This window comes from Streptomyces sp. NPDC048523, from assembly GCF_043199815.1.
Lineage (GTDB): Bacteria > Actinomycetota > Actinomycetes > Streptomycetales > Streptomycetaceae > Streptomyces.
In genome coordinates, this window is the sequence record NZ_JBICWQ010000001.1 from 996,757 (window position 1) to 1,019,726 (window position 22,970).

23 protein-coding genes and 1 tRNA gene are annotated in these 22,970 nt (G+C 71.3%); 9 read left to right on the forward strand and 15 right to left on the reverse strand.

What is annotated here, in order from left to right:
- Positions 1–32: 32 nt before the first annotated feature.
- Positions 33–818: a GntR family transcriptional regulator gene (locus tag ACGFWE_RS04545; protein ID WP_352380548.1), complete on the forward strand. Its 786-nt coding sequence runs from the start codon at positions 33–35 to the stop codon at positions 816–818.
- Between the two features lie 14 nt (positions 819–832).
- Here ACGFWE_RS04545 and ACGFWE_RS04550 read toward each other — a convergent pair whose 3' ends face one another.
- Together ACGFWE_RS04550 and ACGFWE_RS04555 are read right to left on the reverse strand one after the other, a co-directional pair.
- Positions 833–1,816: an aldo/keto reductase gene (locus tag ACGFWE_RS04550; RefSeq protein WP_393597811.1), complete on the reverse strand. Its 984-nt coding sequence runs from the start codon at positions 1,814–1,816 to the stop codon at positions 833–835.
- Between the two features lie 104 nt (positions 1,817–1,920).
- Positions 1,921–2,583, reverse strand: a complete 663-nt coding sequence (locus ACGFWE_RS04555) for an NUDIX domain-containing protein (protein ID WP_352380552.1) — start codon at positions 2,581–2,583, stop codon at positions 1,921–1,923.
- Positions 2,584–2,716: 133 nt separating this feature from the next.
- Between ACGFWE_RS04555 and ACGFWE_RS04560 the strand changes: the two genes are divergently transcribed.
- Complete coding sequence (locus ACGFWE_RS04560) at positions 2,717–4,591, forward strand: acyltransferase (RefSeq protein WP_393597813.1); 1,875 nt, start codon at positions 2,717–2,719, stop codon at positions 4,589–4,591.
- A gap of 23 nt (positions 4,592–4,614) precedes the next feature.
- Here ACGFWE_RS04560 and ACGFWE_RS04565 read toward each other — a convergent pair whose 3' ends face one another.
- From ACGFWE_RS04565 to ACGFWE_RS04585, 5 genes are all read right to left on the reverse strand, one after another.
- Positions 4,615–5,955, reverse strand: a complete 1,341-nt coding sequence (locus ACGFWE_RS04565) for a right-handed parallel beta-helix repeat-containing protein (protein WP_393597815.1) — start codon at positions 5,953–5,955, stop codon at positions 4,615–4,617.
- 14 nt (positions 5,956–5,969) lie between these two features.
- Complete coding sequence (locus tag ACGFWE_RS04570) at positions 5,970–7,016, reverse strand: glycosyl hydrolase 53 family protein (RefSeq protein ID WP_352380558.1); 1,047 nt, start codon at positions 7,014–7,016, stop codon at positions 5,970–5,972.
- Positions 7,017–7,427: 411 nt separating this feature from the next.
- On the reverse strand, positions 7,428–9,140 hold the full coding sequence (locus ACGFWE_RS04575) for a glycerol-3-phosphate dehydrogenase/oxidase (protein ID WP_352380560.1): 1,713 nt from the start codon (positions 9,138–9,140) through the stop codon (positions 7,428–7,430).
- 80 nt (positions 9,141–9,220) lie between these two features.
- Positions 9,221–10,738 carry a glycerol kinase GlpK gene (gene glpK / locus ACGFWE_RS04580; RefSeq protein WP_352380562.1) on the reverse strand — a complete coding sequence of 506 codons (1,518 nt, stop codon included), beginning with the start codon at positions 10,736–10,738 and terminating at the stop codon, positions 9,221–9,223.
- Positions 10,739–10,824: 86 nt separating this feature from the next.
- Positions 10,825–11,679 (reverse strand): MIP/aquaporin family protein, encoded by an 855-nt coding sequence (locus ACGFWE_RS04585; RefSeq protein ID WP_352380564.1) that lies wholly within the window; start codon positions 11,677–11,679, stop codon positions 10,825–10,827.
- Between the two features lie 235 nt (positions 11,680–11,914).
- Between ACGFWE_RS04585 and dhaK the strand changes: the two genes are divergently transcribed.
- Entirely contained in the window at positions 11,915–12,919 is a 1,005-nt protein-coding gene (dhaK, locus tag ACGFWE_RS04590) for a dihydroxyacetone kinase subunit DhaK (RefSeq protein WP_352380566.1), read from the forward strand.
- 100 nt (positions 12,920–13,019) lie between these two features.
- Here the strand turns inward: dhaK and ACGFWE_RS04595 are convergent.
- A tRNA-Pro gene (locus tag ACGFWE_RS04595) sits at positions 13,020–13,093 on the reverse strand.
- 100 nt (positions 13,094–13,193) lie between these two features.
- On the opposite strand from ACGFWE_RS04595, the gene ACGFWE_RS04600 reads away from it, so the two are divergent.
- Together ACGFWE_RS04600 and cobF are read left to right on the forward strand one after the other, a co-directional pair.
- The gene (locus ACGFWE_RS04600) at positions 13,194–13,712 is read left to right on the forward strand and encodes a DUF309 domain-containing protein (protein ID WP_352380568.1); all 519 of its coding nucleotides are present in this window, start codon (positions 13,194–13,196) and stop codon (positions 13,710–13,712) included.
- Positions 13,713–13,915: 203 nt separating this feature from the next.
- A complete protein-coding gene (gene cobF / locus ACGFWE_RS04605) occupies positions 13,916–14,689 on the forward strand; it encodes a precorrin-6A synthase (deacetylating) (RefSeq protein WP_393597818.1) in 774 nt (257 codons plus the stop codon).
- A gap of 54 nt (positions 14,690–14,743) precedes the next feature.
- Here cobF and ACGFWE_RS04610 read toward each other — a convergent pair whose 3' ends face one another.
- From ACGFWE_RS04610 to ACGFWE_RS04620, 3 genes are all read right to left on the reverse strand, one after another.
- A complete protein-coding gene (locus ACGFWE_RS04610; RefSeq protein ID WP_393597820.1) occupies positions 14,744–15,493 on the reverse strand; it encodes a cobalt-precorrin-6A reductase in 750 nt (249 codons plus the stop codon).
- Between the two features lie 97 nt (positions 15,494–15,590).
- The gene (locus ACGFWE_RS04615; RefSeq protein WP_352380572.1) at positions 15,591–16,364 is read right to left on the reverse strand and encodes a sulfite exporter TauE/SafE family protein; all 774 of its coding nucleotides are present in this window, start codon (positions 16,362–16,364) and stop codon (positions 15,591–15,593) included.
- Between the two features lie 77 nt (positions 16,365–16,441).
- Positions 16,442–17,629, reverse strand: coding sequence for a thiolase family protein (locus ACGFWE_RS04620; protein WP_393597822.1), 1,188 nt, complete (start codon positions 17,627–17,629; stop codon positions 16,442–16,444).
- A 225-nt stretch (positions 17,630–17,854) separates the two neighbouring features.
- On the opposite strand from ACGFWE_RS04620, the gene ACGFWE_RS04625 reads away from it, so the two are divergent.
- From ACGFWE_RS04625 to ACGFWE_RS04635, 3 genes are read left to right on the forward strand one after another with little or no spacing between them, the layout of a single operon-like run.
- On the forward strand, positions 17,855–18,112 hold the full coding sequence (locus tag ACGFWE_RS04625; protein WP_393597824.1) for a WhiB family transcriptional regulator: 258 nt from the start codon (positions 17,855–17,857) through the stop codon (positions 18,110–18,112).
- Positions 18,109–18,588: a Dps family protein gene (locus tag ACGFWE_RS04630; RefSeq protein WP_393597826.1), complete on the forward strand. Its 480-nt coding sequence runs from the start codon at positions 18,109–18,111 to the stop codon at positions 18,586–18,588. The genes ACGFWE_RS04625 and ACGFWE_RS04630 overlap by 4 nt, the downstream gene beginning before the upstream one ends.
- A 33-nt stretch (positions 18,589–18,621) precedes the next feature.
- Positions 18,622–18,954: a DUF3140 domain-containing protein gene (locus tag ACGFWE_RS04635; RefSeq protein ID WP_393597828.1), complete on the forward strand. Its 333-nt coding sequence runs from the start codon at positions 18,622–18,624 to the stop codon at positions 18,952–18,954.
- Here the strand turns inward: ACGFWE_RS04635 and ACGFWE_RS04640 are convergent.
- Positions 18,944–19,177, reverse strand: a complete 234-nt coding sequence (locus ACGFWE_RS04640; RefSeq protein WP_393597830.1) for a hypothetical protein — start codon at positions 19,175–19,177, stop codon at positions 18,944–18,946. The two genes, ACGFWE_RS04635 and ACGFWE_RS04640, sit on opposite strands and share 11 nt — an antisense overlap.
- A gap of 36 nt (positions 19,178–19,213) precedes the next feature.
- On the opposite strand from ACGFWE_RS04640, the gene ACGFWE_RS04645 reads away from it, so the two are divergent.
- Positions 19,214–20,008, forward strand: a complete 795-nt coding sequence (locus ACGFWE_RS04645; RefSeq protein WP_393597831.1) for an SAM-dependent methyltransferase — start codon at positions 19,214–19,216, stop codon at positions 20,006–20,008.
- A 49-nt stretch (positions 20,009–20,057) separates the two neighbouring features.
- Here ACGFWE_RS04645 and ACGFWE_RS04650 read toward each other — a convergent pair whose 3' ends face one another.
- From ACGFWE_RS04650 to ACGFWE_RS04660, 3 genes are read right to left on the reverse strand one after another with little or no spacing between them, the layout of a single operon-like run.
- Positions 20,058–20,747 (reverse strand): SDR family oxidoreductase, encoded by a 690-nt coding sequence (locus ACGFWE_RS04650; protein WP_393597833.1) that lies wholly within the window; start codon positions 20,745–20,747, stop codon positions 20,058–20,060.
- Positions 20,744–21,616, reverse strand: coding sequence for a cupin domain-containing protein (locus ACGFWE_RS04655; protein WP_393597835.1), 873 nt, complete (start codon positions 21,614–21,616; stop codon positions 20,744–20,746). The genes ACGFWE_RS04650 and ACGFWE_RS04655 overlap by 4 nt, the downstream gene beginning before the upstream one ends.
- Positions 21,613–22,959: an amidohydrolase family protein gene (locus ACGFWE_RS04660; protein WP_393597837.1), complete on the reverse strand. Its 1,347-nt coding sequence runs from the start codon at positions 22,957–22,959 to the stop codon at positions 21,613–21,615. Before ACGFWE_RS04660 ends, ACGFWE_RS04655 begins: the two co-directional genes overlap by 4 nt.
- Positions 22,960–22,970 lie beyond the last annotated feature (11 nt).

A 22,970-nucleotide genomic window follows, 5' to 3' on the forward strand; every position in this document is an offset into this window, starting at 1 on the left:
CCCGCCCCCGACCCTTTGAGGGAGGTATCTCCATGGCGAAACCCGGCGCCACGTCCCGTGCCGCGACCGCGCCCGCGCTCGACTGCCTGGACTTCGCCCTGGACCGGGGCAGTCCGGTGCCGCTGTACTACCAGCTCGCCCGGCAACTGGAGGAGGCGATCGAGCACGGGAAGCTCGCTCCGGGAAACCTCCTGGGCAACGAGATCGACCTCTCGATCCGCCTCGGTCTGTCCCGCCCGACCGTCCGCCAGGCCATCCAGACCCTGGTGGAGAAGGGCCTGCTGGTCCGCCGGCGCGGGGTGGGCACCCAGGTGGTGCACAGCCAGGTCAAGCGCCCCCTGGAACTCAGCAGCCTCTACGACGACCTCGAGGCGGCCGGGCAGGGTCCGGCGACGCGCGTCGTGCGCCACGAGACCGTGCCGGCGTCCGCCGACGTGGCGGCCGCCCTGTCCCTCCCGGAGGGCAGCGCGGTCACGGTACTGGAGCGCCTGCGCCTGACCCACGGCCAACCGGTGGCCCTGCTCTGCAACCACCTGCCCACCGACCTCCTCGACCTCGACGACGCCCGCCTGGAGTCCACCGGCCTCTACCGCATGCTGCGCACCGCCGGCGTCACCCTCCACAGCGCCCGCCAGACCATCGGCGCCCGCTCGGCCACCGCCGAGGAGGCCGCCCGCCTCGACGAGGAGGAGGGCGCGGCGGTCCTGACCATGCAGCGCACTGCCTACGACGACACCGGCCGCCCGGTCGAGTACGGCAGCCACATCTACCGGGCGTCGCGGTACACGTTCGACTTCCAGCTGCTGGTCAGGCCCTGACACATGGGGCCGGCTCAGTGCGCCCCGTCCAGCCGCGCCCGCTGCTCCCCTGTCAGCTCCAGATCCACCGCCTCCAGGTTCTCCTCCAGCTGTGCCAGGGAGGAGACTCCCGCGAGCGGGAGGATCGGGAGGTCCGAGCCGATCTGCCAGGACAGAACCACCTGGTTGACGGTGGCGCCCGTTTCCTTCGCCACCTCGGCCAGGGCCCGCAGTCGGGGCGCGGTGCCGGGGTGGTCGAAGTCCGCGGGGAGGCGGTCCGGGTGGGTGTAGGCGCCCTTCAGGAGGGGTGAGTACGCGACCAGGGTGAGGGCGGGCTCGGCGCGCAGGTAGCTCAGCAGGTCCGCGCCCGCGTGGCCGAGGCTGCCGTCGGGGAAGAGGTCGTCGGGTACGTCGGTGCGGGGGCGCAGATGGCTGTGGGCGTACTGGAGGACCTCGTAGCCGGGAAGGCCGGCCGCTGCCGCGAGGGCCCGGGCTCGTTCCACCCGCCACACCGCGTGGTTGCTCACGCCGAGCAGGCCCACCGTGCCCTCGGCGACCAGTTCGGCGAACCCCTCCACCGTCTCCTGGAGCGGGACCCTGGGGTCCTCTATGTGGGCGTAGAGGAGATCCAGCTTGGACACGCCGAGGCGCTCCCGGCTGCGTTCCGCGGACTCGCGGATCACCTTGGCCGACAGGCCCTCCGCGTTGTCGAGGTGGCTCGTGCCGGGGGCCAGGGGGCGGGCGCCGAGCTTCGTGGCGATGACGATCTCGTCGCCGACGCCGCGGCTGCGCCGCCAGCGGCCCAGCAGTTCCTCGCTCTGGCCGCCCTGGCCGCCGTCCTCCCAGAAGGCGTAGTTGTCGGACGTGTCGATGAAGGTGCCACCGGCCTCGACATAGCGGTCGAGGACGGCGAAGGAGGTCTCCTCGTCGGTCCGTGAACCGAACAGCATCGCGCCGAGCGCGAGGACACTGACCTCGCGACGGGTCGCCGGATCGGTGCCGATGGTGCGGTACTTCATGGTGATTCCCTCCCGTGTGTACCCGTCTTCGGGGCACACACGGGAGTCTTCATCTTGAAGCGCACTTCAAGTCAAGGGCCCGCGGGCTCACTTGGTGAACGCGCTCACTTGGCGAACGGCCCCTCCAGCGCCGCCCATTGGAGCAGCATGATCGTCTTGGCGTCGGCGATCTCCCCGGTCCGGATCATCTCCAGGGCCCTGCGGAAGGGCAGTTCGAGGATCTCGATGTCCTCGCCCTCCTCGTGGAGGCCGCCGCCCTCGTGGGTGCGGGTCGACGGGGCGTACTCGGCGGCGTAGAAACTGACGCGCTCGGTGACCGAGCCGGGGCTCATGTAGACGTCGAAGACGTGGCGGACCTCGCCGATGGTGTGCCCGGTCTCCTCGACGACCTCGCGCCGTACGGCGAGCTCGGGGTGCTCGTCATCGTCGTCGAGCAGACCGCCGGGGGTCTCGATCAGCAGTCCGTCGGGGTGGCCGTTGACATACACCGGGAAGCGGAACTGGCGGGTGAGCAGGACGGTTTCGCGTTCCGTGTCGTACAGCAGCATGGTGGCGCCGTTGCCGCGGTCGTGGGTCTCGCGCTGCTGGGTGCTCCAGGTTCCGTCGGCGCGCTGGAGGTCGAAGGTCGTGGCCCGCTCGACGTACCAGTGGCTGGACAGCAGTTTCACCTCCCGGACCTTGACGCGGGGGTTGCCGGTCAGGTCGAGGCCGGTGCGGTCGAGTCCGGTGCGGCCCCGGCGGTCGGGGATGTCGGCGCCCTCGGTCATCGGACACCCGCCGGGCGGGAGGAGGAGCGGGAGAAGTGCGAGTTGGTCATGACCGCTTCTACCACTCCGGGGCGGGCCGCGTCCCGTGCGGCACCCCTTCCCCGGCGGGCCGCACGGTGCTTAGCGTGCTCGTATGGATCATCCGCGGCAGCCGTCCCTCCGGCACTTCGACCACTGCCCCTGGCTCTTCGCCGACGAGGCGACCGAGGAACAGCGCGCCGCACAGCGGGAGGTGCAGGAGGCGATCGGCGGCGACACCGGGATCGGTGAGCGGTGTTACGTCGCCGAGTCCGCCGCGGTGTTCGCGGACCGGCTGCGGCTCGGCGACGACTCGTACATCGCCGCGCACGCCTATGTCACCGACGAGCTGACCACCGGCTCGGACTGCACGCTCAACCCGTTCACCACGGTGCGCGGGAACGTCGTTCTCGGCGACGGGGTCCGCATCGGCGCCCACACCTCGCTGCTCGGCTTCAACCACTCCATGGCCCCCGACCGGCCCGTCTTCCGCCAGCCGCTCACCAGCCGAGGCATCCGGGTCGGGGACGACGTCTGGATCGGCTCACACGTGATCGTCGTGGACGGCGTGACCATCGGCGACCACTGCGTGATCGGGGCGGGAGCGGTGGTCACCCGAGATCTCCCGGCATGGTCGGTGGCCGCGGGCAATCCGGCACGCGTGCTGCGGGATCGCCGGGAGACGGCGACGGGACGGGCCGAGCTACGGTCGGCCGGTGGCCCCACGGCTACGACCCGCCCGGCGGCGAAGGACGCGGAGGCTCCCACGGTCGGGAGCGCAGGGGCAGCGGTGGGTCTGGCGGAGGCGCGGCCAGGAGGCGGCCGTACGCCTGTGTCCGGCGCCGGACCCGGACTTGGACCCGGACTCGGACTGGGACTCGGACTCGGACTCGGACCCGGCGATGGTGATCTGGCCGCCTTCGCCGACACCGCGCGGGCCCAGGCCGGCGAGCTGCTCGACCGTTGCTGGGACGGTGGGCGATACGTCGACCGTCCTGGTGCCGCGCCGACCGTGCGGGCCCACTGCGATGCCGTGGAGATCGCCGACCTGCTGCTCGGGTCCGTGCCGGAGCACATGTCCGCCGAGGAGCACATCGAGCGGCTGAGCGGGCTCCAGGATGCGAAGAGCGGTCTCGTGCCGGAGTTCGGCGAACCGCTTCCGGTGACGGACGCCGACGGGTTCATCGGCGAGGGGGCGGCGCTCTATCACGTGCTGTGCGTGGGATACGCCCTCGATCTGCTGGGCACCGGTCTCCCTCATCCGGTGTGCGACGCCGAGGACATGACCGCGCGTCAACTCCTTGCGCAACTGGACGCGTTGCCCTGGCGGACCGGGGCGTGGGGAGCCGGTGCCTGGGTCGACAGCCTTGCCACCGCGGCCCATTGGAACCTGCGGCACGGCGACGGTGGCGGCGCGGGCAACGGGACGCCGGAGTCGCTGTTCGGCTGGCTGCTGACCAGGGTCGATCCATGGACCGGGATGTGGGGCAGCCCCTCCGCCGAGGAGGGCCGGCTCCAGATGGTCAACGGCTACTACCGGCTGACGCGGGGATCGTTCGCGCAGTTCGGGCTGCCGGTGCCGTATCCCGAGCGGGTCGTGGACACGGTCCTGGACCACGCCCGCGACACCCGGCATTTCGGGCCCGGGCGGGGCAACGCCTGCAATGTGCTCGACGTCGCCCACCCCCTGTGGCTGTGCACCCGGCAGCTCGGCCAGGCGGCCGGCGGCTACCGCTCCGCCGAGATCCGCGACTGGGCCGAGCGGCAGCTGTCCACGGTCCTGCGCCGCCGGCAGGACGGCCGGGGCCTCGGCTTCGGCCCCGGCGCCGCGGGGCCCGGCCCCGAGCCCGGCCTCCAGGGCACGGAGATGTGGCTGGCCATCACCTGGTACCTCGCCGACCTGCTGGGCCGCTCCGACGAACTCGGCTACCGCCCCCGCGGCATCCACCGCCCCGAACCGGCCCGACAGGGAATCGGCGGTCCTGGCTGAGCTGACCGGGGACCTCCCTCGGCTCAGGAGATCTCGAACGCTCCGAGGTCCGGCGCCTGTCCCTGGTACGGCAGTCCGACGTTCACACCCTTGTCGATCAAGGTGCTGTCGGCCCTGGGGCGGAGACCGGGCGGCACGGGCAGGCTCCCGTCGGTCCGGCGGGGCGCGTCCCAGCCGGACGTCGACACGCTCTGGAATTGGCCGTCCGACAGGGTGACGCCCAGGTTCCAGGAGTTGTTCGCGGCACTCGTGCCGGTCATGTTCGATGTCAACGTGCCGGTGTACGCGAGGTTGTTGCGCAGGTTGCCCCGGCCGACGGCGGCGCCGGTCGCGTCGACACCCAGCATGTTGAAGTCGGGGTGATTGCCGTACCCCGTGTTGTTGAAGTAGTCGTTGGCGACCGGGTGGTGGTTGGCGTAGAAGCCGGACGCCCGGTTGAGGAAAGCCACCGAGTTGCGCACGGTGTGCTTGACGGCACCGGCGTCGTAGTCGCCGCCGTAGCCGCCCGCCTTGAAGCCGGTGCCGTTGCCGGCCGCGGTGGTCGTGCCCGGCATGTAGCCGTTGCGCCACGCCCACGAGTTCTCGATGGTCACCGACGAGTAGGCGCTGATGAGGTCGAAGCCGTCGTCGGCGTTCCACCACGCGCGGCAGCCCCGGAACACGTTGCCGGAGCGGCCCGCCGGGATGTGCGCGCCGAACCCGTCGGCGTTCTCTCCCGCCCCGTTGGAGGAGTTGGTGTCGTAGTTGTCGTGCGAGTCGGAGTTGAGGACGAGGTTGCCGCCGCCGTTCTGGAGGAACAGGCCGGGTCCCATGTGGTGGTGGGTGTCGATCTGCTCGAAGGTGTTGTCGCTGCCCGAGATCCAGATGCCCCAGGACTCGTGGTTCAGCTTGTTGTTCTGCCGGACGCCGGTGACCTCAAGGCCCTTGAGGTGGATCCAGCTGCCGGTGATGTCGAAGCCCTTGATCCGGCAGTCGTCCGTCATCCCGGAGAAGTCGAAGACCGGCTTCTCCCCCGGATAGGCCCAGTAGCGGATCGGGCTTCCCGAACTGCCGCTCTTGTTCAGGGTGATGGCGTCGACCCTGGCCGTCTGGCTCGTGCAGTCGCTGTTGGCGCGGGTGTAGCGGTAGGTGCCGCCCCGGAAGTACACGGTGTCGCCGGGCTGGGCGACGGCCTGCGCGTGGGCGATGGACGCCCAGGGGGCGGCCTGCGTCCCTGCCGCGCTGTCGCTGCCGTTCGGGGAGACGTAATAGGTGGTCACGGCCGCCGCGCTGCTCACGGCCCCCGAACCGGTCGGGATCGCGAGGGGGCTGAGGGCGACCGCCGAGATCAGCAGCGCCCGCCCCACGAGCTGGGCAGAACTCATCGTTGACTCCAGGTTCATCCGTTGAGGAATCCGTCCAGGGCCGCCGTGGGGCGCCGCGTGCTCTCGTCCCAGGCCGAGCTGTTGTAGCCGTTGAACGACGGATAGCCCTCGGGCTCCCAGAAGAAGGTGCCGAGGCCGCCGAAGCCCTGCAGCCCGGTGACGAACGCCTTCAGCGAGTCGCGCACCTGGGTGGGCTTGCCGACCGGTCCGCCGTACTCGACCTGCATGACCGGCTTGCCGTAAGCGGACTGGATGGTCTGCATGTTGGCCAGCACGGCGGGCACGTTGCCGCCCTGCGCGTACGAGGAGAGGCCGGTGATGTCCCACTTCCCGCCGTTGTCCCGGTAGGCGTTGAGGAAGTTCTGGACGCTCGCCAGGTTCTGCGGCTGGGCGAGGTGCACCAGCACCGGTGTGCTCGGGAAGACCTGCTTGGACATGTCGTACGCCGCGTTCAGCAGGCCCGTCATCTGAGCCGGCCGGGTGACGCTGCCGACCGGCTTGCAGATACCGGAGTTGGACTCGTTGCCGATCTTCACCCAGGCCGGGGTGACACCATGGCTCTTGATGACGTTGCACGAGTGGTACACGTAGTCGTACATGGCGTCGAGCATCTGGCTGTAGGTCATGCCCGCCCAGGCCGCCGGCGGGTTCTGCACCCCGACCGAGTTCCAGGTGTCGCCGAAGTGGAAGCCGACGAGGACCTGCATGCCGGCGCTCTTGGCCCGCTGCGCGAGTTGGGCGGTCTCCTCGATGGAGCAGTGCCCGTTGGCCGGATCGCTGGAGGGGTTGACCCAGGTGCGCAGGCTCACCGCGGTGATGCCGTACCCCTTGAGGATCGTGAACAGGTCCTGGCGCACTCCGGCGCTGTTGTTCCAGTAGTAGCCCTGCGCCTCCATCTGCGGCAGCCAGCTGACGTCGGCGCCCTTGACGAAGGTCGCGGCCTGCGCGGGGGTCGCCAGGGGGCCCGTGCCCAGGGCTAGCGCGCCGGCGCCGGCTGCCGCGCCGAGCAGGAGGGTGCGCCGCGGTAAGCCGGAGGGGCCGGTTCGTTCGGTGTCGGTCATGTGGGGGTTCCTCGGTTCATCGGATCCGGACAGCGGACGGCCCGGGTGGGGGTATGGCGATACGGAACGCCTCCCGCCGACGGGCCGAGCCGCTTGCCGACCGGCACCGGGGCGGGAGACCGCCGGGACTTCGCCTGTAGGTGGCCGCCGGTCCCGGCGAGGTTGCCGCCCGCGTGACGGAAGCCGTCCGGAGTCGCCGGGACACACGAAAAGGGCCCCGCAGGCACCCGCCTCGCGCCGCCGACCAAGTCCTCACGGCGGCCGCCGCGACCGCCCGTCCGGACGCTCAGGCGGCCTCCTGGCCCCCGAATGCCCCTCGACGGCGCCACCGCGCCTCTGCCAACCGGGACTCCCCGCCACACGCGGACGCACGTCGGCGGACGCATCCCCCACGCGAGGCGGTCGCCCTGCTCAGTGCACCGGAATGATGTCGGGGGCGCCGAGCCTGACCGCGTCGGCGGTCCGGTCGTCCGGCTGCTGCTGCGCTTCCCGTTCGGCGGCCACCCGCTTCAGGTACTGGTCGACCTCACGGTGCCGGTGCGCCTGGTCCCACCCCAGGTGCGGCGCCATCAGTTCCGCGACGGTCCGCGCCGCGTCCACCCCACGGTCCCAGGACTCGATGGAGATCCGGGTACGGCGGGCGAGCACGTCCTCCAGGTGACGGGCACCCTCATGGGTCACCGCGTACACGGCCTCGACCCGCAGGTAGTCGTCGGAGCTCGGCAACGGCTCGCCGAGCGAGGAGTCGGCCGCGACCATGGCGAGCAGCTCGTGCACCAGGGAGCCGTAGCGGTTCAACAGGTGCTCGACGCGGGCGACATGCAGCCCGGAGCCCTGGGCGAGGTTGTGGCGGGAGTTCCAGAGGGCCGGATAGCCGTCGGCGCCGAGCAGCGGAACGCGGTGCGTGACGCAGTCGGGCACTTTCTCGTCCAGGCCGCGGGCCGCCTCGTCGACCGCGTCCTTGGCCATCACCCGATAGGTGGTGTACTTGCCGCCCGCGACCACGACGAGACCGGGCACCGGGTGGGCGACCAGGTGCTCCCGTGACAGTTTGCTGGTTTCCGCGGCCTCGCCGGACAGGAGGGGACGCAGACCGGCGTAGACGCCTTCGACGTCCTCCGGAACCAAGGGCGTGGCCAGGACGCTGTTGACGTGTTCCAGCAGGTAGGTGACGTCCTGGGAGCTGAGGGCGGGATGGGCCTTGTCCAGTGTCCAGTCGGTGTCCGTGGTTCCGATGATCCAGTGTCGTCCCCAGGGGATGACGAACAGCACGCTCTTCTCGGTGCGGAGGATCAGCCCGGTACGGGAGTTGATCCGGTCACGGGGGACCAGCAGGTGTACGCCCTTGGAGGCGCGGACGTGGAACTGGCCGCGCGTGCCGGTGAGGGCCTGGGTGTCGTCGGTCCACACGCCGGTCGCGTTGATGACCTGCTTGGCTCGCACCTCGGTCTCGTCGCCGGTCTCCAGATCCGTGACAGCGGCTCCCACCACCCGCTCGCCCTGTCGCAGGAAGCGGCTGACGCGGGTGCGGTTGGCGGCCAGCGCTCCGTAGGCGACGGCCGTGCGGACGAGGAACAGGGTGTGCCGGGCGTCGTCGACCTGGGCGTCCCAGTACTGGATCGCGCCGACCAGGGCGTCGGAGCGCAGCGCGGGTGCCTCGCGCAGGGCTCGGCGCTTGAGCAGGTGGCGGTGGTGGGGCAGACCTCTGGAGGTACCGGAGGCCGCGGCCATGGTGTCGTACAGCAGCACGCCGGCGCCGACGTACGGCCGCTCCCGGATGCGGTGTCGCAGGGGGTAGAGGAACGGCACCGGACGCACCAGATGAGGGGCCAGGAACTGGAGCAGGAGTCCGCGTTCCTTCAGGGCTTCGGCGACGAGGCGGAAGTCCAGCATCTCCAGGTAGCGCAGACCGCCGTGGATGAGCTTGCTGGAGCGGCTGGACGTGCCCGAGGCCCAGTCGCGGGCTTCGACCAGGCCGACTCTCAGGCCCCGGGTGGCGGCGTCCAGGGCCGCGCCGGCGCCGACGACGCCGCCCCCGACGACGAGGACGTCGAGCTCACCCTCTCCCAGTCGGACGAGGGCCTCCGCGCGTGCCCCGGGCGAGAGAGCCACCGGGTTCGCCATGGTGTCCTCCTCGTGCAGCGGGTGCGGGTGGGGCCGCGCTCGCGGCTCGCGCGGCCCCGTTCGGTCGCTCCCGGCCGGGCCTATTCGACCTTGGCCCAGTCGAGCGTGCGCTCCACCGCCTTCTTCCAGCCCGCGTATCCTTCCTCGCGCTGATCTTCGGACCACTGGGGTTCCCAGCGCTTGGACTCCTGCCAGTGGGTGCGCAGTTCGTCCGTGTCCCGCCAGAAACCGGTGGCCAGGCCGGCGGCGTAGGCGGCGCCGAGCGCGGTGGTCTCGGCGACGACCGGGCGGCTGACCGGGACGCCGAGGACGTCGGCCTGGATCTGCATGCACAGGTCGTTGGCCGTCACACCGCCGTCGACCTTGAGCACGTCGAGGTGGACGCCGGAGTCCTGCTCCATGGCTTCCACGACGTCGCGGCTCTGATAGCAGATGGCTTCCAGGGCGGCCCGCGCCAGGTGGCCGCCGTCGTTGTACCTGGCGAGGCCGACGATCGCGCCCCGGGCGTCGGAACGCCAGTACGGGGCGAACAGGCCGGAGAACGCGGGGACGAAGTAGATCCCGCCATTGTCCTCGACGGTACGCGCCAGGCGTTCGCTCTCGGCGGCGTCATTGATGATCTTCAGCTGGTCACGCAGCCATTGCACCGCGGAGCCCGTGACGGCGATGGAGCCTTCGAGGGCGTAGATCGCCGGGCTGTCGCCGAACTGGTACGCCACGGTGGTCAGCAGGCCGTGCTGGGACCGCACCAGTTCCGTGCCGGTGTTGAGCACCAGGAAGTTGCCGGTGCCGTAGGTGTTCTTGGCTTCGCCCGGCGCGTAGCAGACCTGCCCGACAGTGGCTGCCTGCTGGTCGCCGAGCACCCCGGTGATGGGGATGGCGGCCCGCAGCGGCCGGGACGTACGGGTCTGTCCGAACGCCTCCCGGTGGGAGGACGGGCTGATGGTCGGCAGCATCGCCCGGGGAACGCCGAAGAAGCCCAGCAGCTCGTCGTCCCAGTCGAGGGTCTCCAGGTCCATCAGCATGGTGCGGCTGGCATTGGTCACGTCGGTGGCGTGGACGCCGCCGTCGGGGCCGCCGGTGAGGTTCCACAGCACCCAGGCGTCGGTGTTGCCGAAGAGGGCATGGCCCTGCTCGGCCGCCTCGCGGACTCCGTCGACGTTCTCCAGGATCCACTGGATCTTGCCGCCGGAGAAGTACGTGGCCGGCGGCAGCCCCGCCTTGCGGCGGATGACGTCGCCCTGGCCCGAGCGGTCCAGCGCCGCCGCGATGGAGTCGGTACGGGTGTCCTGCCAGACGATGGCGTTGTAGTAGGGGCGGCCGTTGCGGGGGTCCCAGACGACGGTCGTCTCCCGCTGGTTGGTGATACCGATGGCCGCCAGGTCCTCCGGCGCGAGGTTTCCGTGCCGGAGGGCGTTCTGGATCACCGAGTTGGTGCGCTCCCAGATCTCCACCGGGTCGTGTTCGACCCACCCCGAGCGCGGGAGGATCTGTGAGTGCTCCAGCTGGTGTCTCGCCACCTCGTTGCCGGCATGGTCGAAGATCATGAAACGGGTGCTGGTGGTCCCCTGGTCCACCGCGCCGACGAAGTCCGCCATGGGATGCCGCCTCTCCTTGGGGCTCTCCCGGGGCAGCCGGATCACGGCAACCCCGGAAGCCGGTCAGCTCTCGTGCCGCTGTTGTGTCAGGTCTCGGTCTCGTCCGGGGCCGGTACCCGTCCCGGGGGCTCCGGCTCGGCGGTCGGCAGGAACCGGCCGATGAAGACCTTGTACAGGGCCGCTCCCAGCAGACCTCCGATCAGCGGGCCGACGATCGGCACCCAGAAGTAGAGGTGCCCGTACTGATCTCGCCACGCTCCGCCGTACCCGGTGAAGAAGCTGGCCAGCCGGGGACCGAAGTCACGTGCCGGGTTGATGGCGTACCCCGCGTTGGTGCCCCAGGCCATACCGATGGCCACGACGATCAGACCGACGATGAACGGCGCCAGGTTGGCGCCGGGGGGCGTGTTGAGCAGGTCCGTGACCGCGAGGATCAGCAGCAGCAGGATCGCGGTGCCGATGATCTGGTCGCGGAGTGCGCCCCAGTCGCTGACCGGCAGGTTCGGGTTGCCGTTGGCGGGGAGTGTGGAGAACACGCCCTGCGTCTTGATCGTGTGGGTGGGATCCGCCTTCGCCAGCGCCTCGGTGTAGTTCCACCGGACGAGCAGGGCCGCCACGAAGGCGCCGGCCGTCTGGGCCAGCGCGTAGGGAGCGACCTTGCTCCACGGGAAACCCTTGAACGCCGCCAGCGCGACGGTCACCGCGGGATTGAGGTGAGCACCGCTCAGCCTCGCCGCGACATACACACCCAGGGTGACGCCGAGGCCCCAGGCCCAGGCGATGCTGTCGTGATTTCCCAGACCACCCGGCGGAGTCGTGAGGGCTCCGCCTGCCACGACCTGAGCCACCACGCCACAACCGAAGAGGATGAGGATCATCGTGCCGGCGAATTCCGCTGAAAGCTCGCCGACCAGTCCTGATCTCTTGAGTCGCTCAGCCATGGGTACCCGCTTCCCGCCGGCCCGAGGACCGGCCGTCGACTCCCCCGAGTACTCCACACATCAGTGTAAAACGGGCCAGAGCCATGCGCGCGCGAGCCGACACTTCGGCTTACAAGCAGCTTTCGGCGGTGCAGGTCGGCAGCGAGCACCCGTCGCGGATGTCCACGGGGAGACGGACACTGGAGACGGACACTGCGGCAGAGGCTCCGCCGCCGGTTCCACCCGGGAGGTTCCCATGAAGATGCTGATCAACAGTCCGGAGACCGTGGTCGCCGATGCCCTGCGGGGGGTGGCCGCCGCCCACCCGGAGCTGGACGTGGACGTGGAGCGGCGGGTGGTCGTACGGCGAGACGCGCGGGAAGGCGGGCGGGTCGGGCTGGTGTCCGGCGGAGGCTCCGGGCACGAGCCGCTGCACGCCGGGTTCGTCGGGTACGGGATGCTGTCGGCCGCGTGTCCCGGGGATGTGTTCACCTCGCCCGTTCCGGACCAGATGCTGAGCGCGGCGAGCGCCGTCGAGGCCGGACAGGGCGTGCTGTTCGTCGTCAAGAACTACACCGGGGACGTGCTGAACTTCCAGATGGCCGCCGAGCTCGCCGAGGAGGACGGCGTCCGGGTCGAGCGGGTCCTGGTCGACGACGACGTCGCCGTCACCGACAGCCTCTACACGGCCGGTCGGCGGGGCACCGGGGCGACCCTGTTCGTGGAGAAGATCGCCGGGGCGGCCGCCGAGGAAGGCGCACCGCTGGAGCAGGTGGCCGCGATCGCCCGGCGCGTCAACGAGTCCTCGCGCAGCTTCGGCGTGGCGCTCAGCGCCTGCGCCACTCCCGCGAAAGGCGGCCCGACCTTCGACCTGCCGGACGGGGAGATGGAGCTCGGCGTCGGGATCCACGGCGAGCCGGGCCGGGAGCGGCGCGCGATGATGCCGGCCCGGGCGATCGCGGAGGTCGCGGTGGGCGCCGTACTCGACGAGCTGGTGGAGGTGGCTCCGGCCGACGGGCCGGTACTGGCCCTTGTCAACGGGATGGGTGCGACGCCGCTGCTGGAGCTGTACGGGTTCCACGCCGAGGTGGCCCGACTGTTGGAGGCCCGGGGCGTGCCGGTGGCGCGGACGCTCGTGGGCAACTACGTCACGTCGCTGGACATGGCGGGCTGCTCGGTGACGCTGTGCCGGGCCGACGCGGAAATGCTGCGGCTGTGGGACGCGCCTGTACAGACCGCCGCGCTGCGCTGGGGCCGCTGACTCCCGGTCGATCGAGGCCTACGACCGCTTCCCCCCGACGCACACGAGGCCGTCCTCTCATGGAATGAGAGGACGGCCTCCGACCTGCGTTTCCGCACCGTCGGGACGACAGGATTTGAACCTGCGACCCCTTGACCCCCAGTCAAGTGCGCTACCAAGCTGCGCCACGTCCCGGTGCGCTGCCCCGCGGTGGATCGCGGGAGCGCGCCGACAGAACTTTACCCCACGTCGGGGGCCGGACCGAAGCCGGCGCCGGGCGCGGGACAATCGACGTATGGCCAGTACATCCTCAGGACGGCAGACGGGCGCGCGGGACCGGGACGGCGAGGGGCGGGCGCGCAACGCCCGGCCGCGGGACGGGCTCGGGCGGCCACTTCCGTACGGCGCCGACGGCGTCGCCCGGCAGCCGGAGGGCGTGGTGCGCACCCCGCAGCAGACCGTGGCCGAGGCTCAGGAACTGCTGGACGCGGGACGCCCGTTCCATGCGCACGAGGTCTTCGAGGACGCCTGGAAGTCGGGCCCCGACGAGGAACGGGCTCTGTGGCGGGGGCTGGCCCAGCTCGCGGTGGGGCTGACCCACTCTGCCCGGGGGAACGTCACGGGCGGGGCGAGGCTGCTGCGGCGCGGCGCCGGGGCCGCGGAGGAGTGGGCCGCGTCGGAGACCGGGCGGGGGCGGCCGTACGGAATGGATCTCGCGGGGCTGGCGGACTGGGCCCGGCGGCTCGCGGACCTCGTGGAGGAGACCGGCACGAGCGTCGACGCGGGGGCACGGGCACCGCGGTTGCGCGGATAGGCCTCATCGAGGGGTGCCGGTCGGGTTGTCGGGCGGGGGCGGGGGCGGGTACGTGGGGCTGAGCCGGGCGCCTACGGGGTGCCTCGCCGGGTTCTTGCGCGGTTTCAGGGCGGTGGGGACTGGTCGCGCAGTTCCCCGCGCCCCTGGGGAGCCCTGGTGGACGCGGTGTACGTGCTGTCAGTGGTGTGGGGCAGACTCGGGGTGTGCGAAAGATTCATGTCATCGGTATCGGCGCGGGCGACCCCGAGCAGCTCACCCTCCAGGCGGTCAGGGCGCTGCGGGACACGGACGTGTTCTTCGTCCTCGACAAGGGCGAGGTGAAGAGCGATCTCACCCAGCTGCGCCGGGACATGCTGGACGCGCACATACCGGAGGGGTCGTACCGGGTGGTCGAGGCCCGGGACCCGGAGCGGGACCGTGCGGCGGGCGGCGCCGCCTACTCCCCCGCCGTCGGTGACTGGCGCAGCGCCCGTGCCGACATCTACGAGCGGCTGATCTCCGAGGAACTGGGCGAGGAGGACAGCGGCGCGTTCCTGGTGTGGGGGGATCCTGCGCTGTACGACAGCACGCTCGGCGTCCTGGAGGAGATCCTGGAGCGTGGCTCGGTGTCCTTCGAGTACGACGTCGTGCCCGGCATCAGCAGTGTCTCGGCGTTGGTGGCACGGCATCGCACCGGGCTGAACCGGGTCGCACGGCCCGTCCAGATCACCACGGGGCGGCGCCTCGCCGAGGGGTTCCCGGAGGGGGTGGACGACGTGGTCGTGATGCTCGACGCCCACCAGGCCTTCCGCGCGTACGCCGACCAGGACATCGACATCTACTGGGGCGCCTACATAGGCACGCCCGACGAGATCCTCGCCGCCGGTCCGATCGCCGAGACCGCGCCCCGGATCGAGCGGCTGCGCGCCGAGGCCAGGGAGCGCAAGGGCTGGATCATGGACACGTATCTGCTGCGCCGGAATCCGAAGCAGCGGTAGGCGCCGGAAGCCGGGTGGGCACCCGGCGGACCGCCCCGTAGGCAGGGGTGATCCTCACGGTGTGCCGAGCTGGTCCAGCCACCCCTGCGCGCCCGCCACGTCGGGCACCGTCCTCACCCCGTCCGGGAGGGGCGGCCGGCGTACGACCACCACGGGCAGGGCCAGTTCGCGGGCGGCCGTGAGTTTGGCGGACGTGGCCGTTCCCCCGCTGTCCTTTGTGACCAGGACGTCGATGCAGTGGTCGTGGAGGAGCGTCGACTCGTCGGTCACCGTGAAGGGGCCGCGGGCCAGGAGGACTTCGGTGTGCGGGGGCATGGGCGGCTCGGGCAGCTCCACCGACCGTACGAGGAAGTGCAGTTGGGTGAGGTGCGCGAAGGCGGCGAGTTCCGTGCGGCCGGTGGTCAGGAACACGCGTCGGCCGAGGCTCGGCAGCAACTGAGCGGCCTCGTCCAGGGAGTCGACCGCGTGCCAGCGGTCCCCCGGTCCGGGCCGCCAGCCGGGGCGGCTCAGCACCACGGAGGGCACGCCGGTCGCGGCGGCCGCCCGGGCCGCATGGGCGGTGATCGCCCGGGCGAAGGGATGCGTGGCGTCGACCAGTGCGTCGACCCGCTCCTCCCGCAGCCAGTCGGCCAGCCCCTCCGCCCCGCCGAACCCCCCGATCCGCACCTCCCCCGCGACCGTGCCCGGCCGGGTCACCCGCCCCGCGAGCGAGGTGGTGACGCGGACTCCCGGCCGCGACGCGAGCACGGCGGCCAGTTCACGGGCCTCGGTGGTGCCGCCGAGGATCAGGATGTGCGGGGACATGGCGGGTAGCGTACGAGGTCAGGGGCGAGGCCCGGCGGGCCGGGTGATGAGCGCCGGGAACTCTGGGGCAAGGGATCTGTCGGCGCCGCTCGGCGCGTCAGCGGAGCAGGAGCTGTACGCCGCCCACGATCGTCGCCGCGATCACCAGCTGTTCGAAGAGCCGCTGGTTGATCCGGTTCACCGCCCATTTGCCGAGGAGCGCGCCGGGCACGACGAACGCCACGAGCGCGAGGTCGAGCAGCAGCGAGTGGCCGTCGATCAGGCCGAGGCCGACGCTGAAGGGCACTTTGGAGACATTGACGATCAGGAAGAAGAACGCCGAGGTGCCGAGGAAGCCGAGTTTGCGGAAGCCCGCCGACAGCAGGTACATCGACATCACCGGGCCGCCGGCGTTGGCGACCATGGTGGTGAAGCCGCCGAGGACGCCGTAGGAGCGGGCCTTGACACGGCCGGTGCGGGTGACGACCGAGTCGGGGTCCTGCTCCGCGTCGGCCGTGCGGCGGCGCCAGACCGTCACCGCGGCCATGAACAGCAGGATCGCGCCGATCGACGTCCGTACCATCCCGTCGTCCGCCCACTGCAGGAACAGCGTGCCGGCGACCACGCCGACCGCGACCGCCGGGAACAGCCGCCAGAGGGTGGGCCAGTGGGCGTGCCGCCGGTAGGTGAGCACCGCGAGCACGTCCCCGGCGATCAGGATCGGCAGCAGCGCGCCGGTGGAGGCGCGGGCGGGCAGCACCGCGGCGAAGATCGCGAGGCTGACCGTGTTGGCCCCGCTCACGGCCGTCTTGGAGAAGCCGACGAGCAGGGCCGCGGCGGCGAGCGCGGCGAACCCCCAGACGGAAATGTGCCAGAGCGTCATCGTGTCCATGCGGAGACCGATGCTAAGTGCAGGTAACCGGTGTCGTAAGTGCCGTCTCGCCGAGTGGTCCTGTCGGCGCCCTCGGGCTAGTGCCGTTCCACCAGGACCGCGCTCCCCTGGCCGACTCCCACACACATCGTCGCCAGTCCGCGCGCCGCCCCCGTCCGTCGCATCCGGTGCAGCAGGGTCGTGAGGATGCGGGCGCCCGAGCAGCCGAGCGGGTGGCCCAGCGCGATCGCGCCGCCGGTCGGGTTGACCCGCTCGGGGTCGATGCCGAGTTCGTCGACGCAGGCCAGGGCCTGGGCGGCGAAGGCCTCGTTGAACTCGGCCTCCTCGATGTCGCCGATGCTCCAGTCCACGCGGGCGAGCGCCTTGCGGGTGGCGGGGACCGGGCCGATGCCCATCACGTCGGGGTGGACGCCGGCCGAGGCGCCGGCGACGTAGCGGCCCAGGGACTCCAGCCCCAGGTCGTTCAGAGCCTCTTCGCTGACCAGGAGGAGTCCTGCCGCGCCGTCGTTCATGGGGGAGGCGTTGCCCGCGGTGACCGTGCCGCCGGACCGGAAGACGGGCTTCAGGCGGGCCAGCTTGTCGTAGGAGGTGTCCTCGCGGATGCATTCGTCGCTGTCGACGAGCACGCCGTCGGGGCGCTCCACCGGGATGAGTTCGTCGTCGAAGTGGCCGTTCTTGCGGGCCTCGGCGGCGAGGCGGTGGCTGCGCAGGGCGAACTCGTCCTGGCGTTCGCGCGGAATGCCGTGGCGCTGGGCGACCTCCTCGGCGGTCTCGCCCATGGGCAGCAGGCCGTGGAGTTCCTTCATGGCCGGGTTGACCAGGCGCCAGCCGAGCCGGGTGTCGTGGGTCTCCATCCGGTGCGGCAGGGCCTCGTCGGGGCGGGGCAGCACGAAGGGGGCACGGCTCATCGACTCGGAGCCGCCCGCGAGCACGATGTCGGCCTCACCGGCGGCGATGGTACGGGCCGCGAGCGTCACGGCCTCCAGGCCGGAGGCGCACAGCCGGTTGACCGTGGCGCCGGGCACGGTCTCGGGCAGTCCGGCGAGCAGCGCGGCCATGCGGGCCACATTGCGGTTGTCCTCGCCGGCCTGGTTGGCGGCGCCCCAGTAGACGTCGTCGATGCGCGCCGGGTCGAGCGCGGGGACGTCGGCGACCAGGGCGCGGATCACGGTGGCGGCGAGGTCGTCGGGGCGTACGGCGGACAGGGCGCCGCGGAGTCTGCCGATGGGGGTGCGGCGGGCGGCCGCGAAGTGGACGGGGCGCACGACTTGACTCCTGACCGTCGGGATCCGGGGAACCGAGAGGATTTTCCTCGGCAACACTTAATTAGCACCGCTAGTTTCGGACTATAGCCGGAGCAGACGGGGGCGAGCACGGGGCCCGCCTGCCAGCTCGCAGGTCTTCGCAGATGTGACGGGTTTCCTCGGCGGTGTGCTCACACCCTGAGACGCCGCTGTTTGCACGATTGCGGCCGGGGCACTCGCGCCCCCATGGAGTGGTTGCGTCGAGCGGCCTGTGTGGGAGAGGACCCCGAGTTGTTCTTCCCCGTGGGCACGCAAGGACCCGCGCTGCGGGACATGGCGGCGGCGAAACGCGTCTGCGCCCGCTGCCCGGTCGCCCCCGAGTGCCTCGATCTGGCGCTCAGCAGTGGGCAGACCTCGGGCGTGTGGGGCGGGACCGGCGAGCAGGAGCGCGACGAACTGCTCCGCACCGGCATTGACCATGCCAGAAGGAGGAGCACGGTATGACTGTGGTCAGGAGCACCCTGTCCGATTCGGCCCGCGAGACGGCCGGGGACGCCCTGCAGAGCACCCTGGTGGATCTCATCGGGCTGTCGCTGATCGGGAAGCAGGCGCACTGGAACATCGTGGGCCCGCGGTTCCGGTCCATCCACCTCCAGTTGGACGAGGTGGTGTCGACGGCCCGCTCGTTCTCCGACACGGTGGCGGAGCGCGCCGCGGCCCTGGGTGTGTCGCCCGACGGCCGCCCCGAGACGATCGCCGCCGCCTACACGCTGCCGGGCTCGAAGAACGGCTGGATCCGGGACGACGACGTCGTCCGGTTGATCGTGGAGACGCTGGAGGCGGCCATCGGCCGGCTCCGCGAGCGCATCGAGGCCACCGAGAAGGCCGATCCGGTCACGCAGGACCTGCTGATCGGCATCACCGCCGAGCTGGAGAAGCAGCGCTGGATGTTCGAGGCCGAGAACTGGCCCCGGGACTGACCGGCCCGAAACCCCCACGGAAAGGCGCAGGCGATGACCGACCCTCTCGAACTCGACGCGCTGTGGGAGGACTTCCACCGCGTGGTGAACATGACCTCACAGGAACTGGCCGCCTGGCTGCGGGTCAGCGACGCCGCCGAGTCCACGGAGCCGCTGCCGGAGCACGCGGGTGAGCCGACCGGGCAGCATGTCCTCGCGATCCTCCAGAAGCGGCGCACGGACCTGACCGACGACGACATCGAGGTCATGTACGAGGTGGTGGACACCGTCACCGCGGATGCCGACGTGGAGAACGAACCCCGGGCCGAGGACAGTGTCCGCAGGCAGCGGCTGATGTCCGTCGGACACGACCCGCTCAGGCGGTGACCGGGGCCGAGGCGTCGTAGCGGAACGCGTCGGCGCGCACGGACGGACGCACGCCGCGGAGGCGGGCATCACGCCGAAGGACACCCCGCAGCCCCAGTACCGGCTGCTGGTGCCGTTCCTTCCGCGCGGTGCCCGCCTCCGCGGCGTCGCCGTGGCTGTACCGGGCGCAACCGGCGCAGGGGTGGCCGAAGACCGCCTCCGCCGCGCCCGGGTGACATGGCACACTGCTCGCACATCTTGTCGAGCAGAGGAGTTTTGCGTGACCGGGACCGAGTCGGCCGGCCGGCGGATCGACACGAGCAGGCCCCATCCGGCCCGGGTGTACGACTGGTTCCTCGGCGGGAAGGACAACTACCCCGTCGACGAGGAGCTCGGACGGCAGATCACCGCGCAGGGCGACGCTCCCCGGCAGGCCCGCGCCAACCGCCGGTTCATGGAGCGGGCCACGCGGGTCGTCGTACGGGAGGCGGGAATTCGCCAGTTCCTCGACATCGGCTCCGGCATCCCCACCGAGCCCAACCTCCATCAGATCGCCCAGTCCGCGGTACCGGACGCCAGGGTGGTGTACGTCGACAACGACCCGATCGTCCTGGCCCACGCGGCGGCCCTGCTGCACGGCACGCCGGAGGGGGCGACGCACTACCTCCAGGCCGACGCCCGCGAGCCGCTGCGGATCCTCCAAGGAGCCTCCGCCGTCCTCGACTTCGATCAGCCCGTCGCGCTGTCGCTGGTCGCACTGCTGCACTTCATCTCCGACGAGGACGGCGCCCAGGAGCTGGTGGACACACTGGTCGACGCGCTGGCGCCGGGCAGTTGCCTGGTGCTGTCCGCGATGACGGCGGACTTCGACCCGGAGAAGGTGAACGCGGGCATCGCGGCGTACACGGCGAGCGGAGTGACTCTCGTGGCCCGCTCGCACGACGAGGTGAGCCGCCTGTTCAAGGGACTTGAGGTGCTGGAGCCCGGGATCGTGTCCCTGTCGCGGTGGCGCCCGGACGAGCCCGAGGACGGCGAGCCCGTGTCGCTGTACGGGGCGGTCGGCGTCAAGCGCTGAACCCTGCACGGGGCGGTGGGCATCGGGCGCCGAACCCGCGAGCCGGCCCTCACCCCAGCAGCCATCCCCCGTCCACGCTCAACTCCACCGCGTTGACGGAGCCGTTGCACAGCAGGAAGTCCACGCCGTCCACCACGTCCGCCACGGTCGCGAGCCGTCCGGTCGGGGTCCTGGCCCGCAGGCCCGCCAGGATCTCTTCGGGTTTGGCCCGCCAGTAGGGGCTGTCCCCCACCACACCGGGATGGATCGCGTTGACCCGGACGGGAGCGAGTTCGACGGCCAGGGTGCGCATCAGCCCGGTCACCCCGGCGTTGACGGTCGCCACCGTCGTCGCCCCCGGGTAGGGCCGCTCCTTGGCCTGTCCGCCGAACAGCACGACAGCACTGTCGTCGTGCAGCCGGGACCGCAGCGCGTGCACGACGGCGGTGTAGCCGACGAGTTTGAGGGTGACGAGATGGACGGCTGCGTCGATGTCGTACGCGGCCACCCGGTTCTCGTCGCGGGAGACGCCCGCGATCACCAGGTGGTCGACGGCTCCCACATCGCTCAGCGCGTCGCTGATCTCCTTCGGCCGGGCGAGGTCCAGGGCGAGGCCCCGGGCGCCGATCTCCTTGGCCGCGGTGCCGGTGCGGTGCGGGTCCCGACCGGTGATCACCACGTCGTCGCCGCGTCGCGCGCGCACCCGGGCGAACTCCCGCCCGATCCCCGAGGTCCCGCCGACCACCACCACACCGCTCATCGGGAAGCCTCCCTCAGGTACTCCCAGTCCCGTGTGAACCGGTAGGAGTGCCTCACCGGCGGCTGCGGCGCCTGGGTCTCCAGCCAACGCAGCGGCCCGTCACCGGCGTTGGAGAAGCCGTGCACACAACCCGCCCCCGCCCAGGCGCAGTCGCCCGGCCCGAGCCGGTACGGCGAACCGTCGAACACCGCGTCCGCCTCGCCTTCGAGGAACAGGTACGTCTCCTCGAAGGGGTGGTCGTGGGTCCCTGCGACGCCGTCGGGCGCGTACTGCACCATGAACATCGTCGAGGCCACCGCGCCCAGATCACTGTCGACCATCGTCTTCACGGTGATCCCGCTGTAGACGAGGAGCGCGGTCCGCATGCTCGCCGACACCGCGAGCAGGTCCTGGGACTGCTTCCCCGGGTCCATCTGGACGGGCTCGAAATGCCCGAAGGACCGGGTGCGCGGGTCGCGGACATCGATGCGGACGGGCGGGCGCGCAGGCCAGGGAGGGACCGTCTGGGTGTCGTACCCGTACCGGGCCCGCGGTACCGGCGCGAGCATGTCCGCCCAGCGGGCGACACCGTCCCCGGCGCCGCGCCAGGCGTGCGGGACACCGGTCGGGAGGAGGCCGTAGTCGCCCTCCTCCAGCAGATACGACCCCTCGGGCACATCGAGGACCACGGTCCCGTCGAGGACGTGGAAGCTCTCCTCGTACGAGTGCACATGGGCCGCGACCGCGCCGTCGGGGCGCAGCTCGCACACCCCGAAACCGGTGTGCGAGCTGCCGTCGGCCTCGCCGACCAACTCCCGTCGCCGGTAGCCGTGTTCGTCGTACGGCGGCTCCGGGAGGTCGGTGGCCCGGCGCACCAGGTGTCGCGTCACGCCGGGGTCTCCTTCGCGGCCAGCAGCCGGTCGCGGGACTCCTCGACCAGGCGCCGGGCCCGTGCCACGTCGGCCGTGAGCCTGCCGTCGCGCTTGCGGACCACACCGTCGACGATGACCGTCTCCACGTTGGACACGTCGGCGCTGAGGGCCACTGCGGCGGCCGCGTCGTGAACCGGGGCCACATTCAGGGCCGTTGCGTCGATGGCGACGACATCGGCCCGCTTGCCGGGGGTGAGGGAACCGGTGCGGTCCTCCAGGCCTGCGACATGCGCGCCGTTGCGGGTGGCGATCTCCAGCATCTGACGTGCCGTCAACATCGTGTCGGGGACCGGGACGTCCGCCTGCCAGCTGTCCGCGTTGACGCGGGCGCGCTCGGCGCCGAAGGCCGCGCGGATCTGGGTGAACATGTCGCCGGGCACGGTGGTGACGACATCGATGCTGAGGGAGGGCCGCAGACCGTGCTCGATCGCCTTCATGACCGGCGGCCAGCCGTGTCCCATCTGCGTCTCGACCTGCGGGGCGACGGAGACCGTACCGCCGCTGTCGGCGACCAGCCGCCACTCCTCCTCGCTGAGGTAGCAGCAGTGGACGTAGGTGGTGTCGGGGCCGAGCAGTCCGAGGTCGTGGAGCTGCTTGACCATGCCGAAGCGGCCGGCGAGCCGTCCCATGGCCACGTGCACGGTGATCGGGATGTCCAGCTCGCGGGCGAGGGCCCACTCCGAGGTGACGACGTCGTTCACGCAGAAGCCGGGGCCGCGGGTAGCGAGGGCGAGGGTGAGCAGGCCGTCGTCGGAGGCGAAGTACTCGCCGCGGATACGGCGGACGTCGTCGCCGGGGATGGCGATCTTGCTCTCGAACCAGTAGTCGGCGAGGGAGGTGTTGGCGCTGCCGTACGCGTACTGGGCGCGGATGCCGGTCTCCGTGAGGGCCCGGATCGCCGCGTCCGGATGCTCGGGCGTGTTGTTGATGTGGGACCAGTCGACGAGCGTGGTGATGCCCGCGTTGAGGCACTCCAGGGCGCCCGCGAGGTTGGCCGCGTACACGTCCTCGGGGGTGTAGAGGGGGGCGAAGGTGTCGAGGATGTCGACGAAGTAGTCGTCGAGGGTGGCGTCGGGCGCCACGTTCCGGATCGAGGCCTCCCAGGTGTGGCGGTGGGTGTCGACGAAGCCGGGGATCACGATGCGGCCGGTCATGTCGACAACTTCGGCGTCCGCGGCGATCTCGCGGTCCACGGCCGCGATCCTCCCGTCCTCGATGAGGACGTCCCCGCTCGGCAGATCCCCGATGTCGGGGTCCATGGAGAGCACGTGTCCGGCTCGAAGGAGTGTCCGATGGGTCATCGCGCTTCCTC

Bases quoted from the DNA above. Each gene is read 5' to 3' on its own strand.
- ACGFWE_RS04545 (WP_352380548.1), top strand. From the start codon at position 33: ATGGCGAAACCCGGCGCCACGTCCCGTGCCGCGACCGCGCCCGCGCTC.
- ACGFWE_RS04550 (WP_393597811.1), bottom strand. From the start codon at position 1,816: ATGAAGTACCGCACCATCGGCACCGATCCGGCGACCCGTCGCGAGGTC.
- ACGFWE_RS04555 (WP_352380552.1), bottom strand. From the start codon at position 2,583: ATGACCGAGGGCGCCGACATCCCCGACCGCCGGGGCCGCACCGGACTC.
- ACGFWE_RS04560 (WP_393597813.1), top strand. From the start codon at position 2,717: ATGGATCATCCGCGGCAGCCGTCCCTCCGGCACTTCGACCACTGCCCC.
- ACGFWE_RS04565 (WP_393597815.1), bottom strand. From the start codon at position 5,955: ATGAGTTCTGCCCAGCTCGTGGGGCGGGCGCTGCTGATCTCGGCGGTC.
- ACGFWE_RS04570 (WP_352380558.1), bottom strand. From the start codon at position 7,016: ATGACCGACACCGAACGAACCGGCCCCTCCGGCTTACCGCGGCGCACC.
- ACGFWE_RS04575 (WP_352380560.1), bottom strand. From the start codon at position 9,140: ATGGCGAACCCGGTGGCTCTCTCGCCCGGGGCACGCGCGGAGGCCCTC.
- glpK (WP_352380562.1), bottom strand. From the start codon at position 10,738: ATGGCGGACTTCGTCGGCGCGGTGGACCAGGGGACCACCAGCACCCGT.
- ACGFWE_RS04585 (WP_352380564.1), bottom strand. From the start codon at position 11,679: ATGGCTGAGCGACTCAAGAGATCAGGACTGGTCGGCGAGCTTTCAGCG.
- dhaK (WP_352380566.1), top strand. From the start codon at position 11,915: ATGAAGATGCTGATCAACAGTCCGGAGACCGTGGTCGCCGATGCCCTG.
- ACGFWE_RS04600 (WP_352380568.1), top strand. From the start codon at position 13,194: ATGGCCAGTACATCCTCAGGACGGCAGACGGGCGCGCGGGACCGGGAC.
- ACGFWE_RS04610 (WP_393597820.1), bottom strand. From the start codon at position 15,493: ATGTCCCCGCACATCCTGATCCTCGGCGGCACCACCGAGGCCCGTGAA.
- ACGFWE_RS04615 (WP_352380572.1), bottom strand. From the start codon at position 16,364: ATGGACACGATGACGCTCTGGCACATTTCCGTCTGGGGGTTCGCCGCG.
- ACGFWE_RS04625 (WP_393597824.1), top strand. From the start codon at position 17,855: ATGGAGTGGTTGCGTCGAGCGGCCTGTGTGGGAGAGGACCCCGAGTTG.
- ACGFWE_RS04630 (WP_393597826.1), top strand. From the start codon at position 18,109: ATGACTGTGGTCAGGAGCACCCTGTCCGATTCGGCCCGCGAGACGGCC.
- ACGFWE_RS04635 (WP_393597828.1), top strand. From the start codon at position 18,622: ATGACCGACCCTCTCGAACTCGACGCGCTGTGGGAGGACTTCCACCGC.
- ACGFWE_RS04650 (WP_393597833.1), bottom strand. From the start codon at position 20,747: ATGAGCGGTGTGGTGGTGGTCGGCGGGACCTCGGGGATCGGGCGGGAG.
- ACGFWE_RS04660 (WP_393597837.1), bottom strand. From the start codon at position 22,959: ATGACCCATCGGACACTCCTTCGAGCCGGACACGTGCTCTCCATGGAC.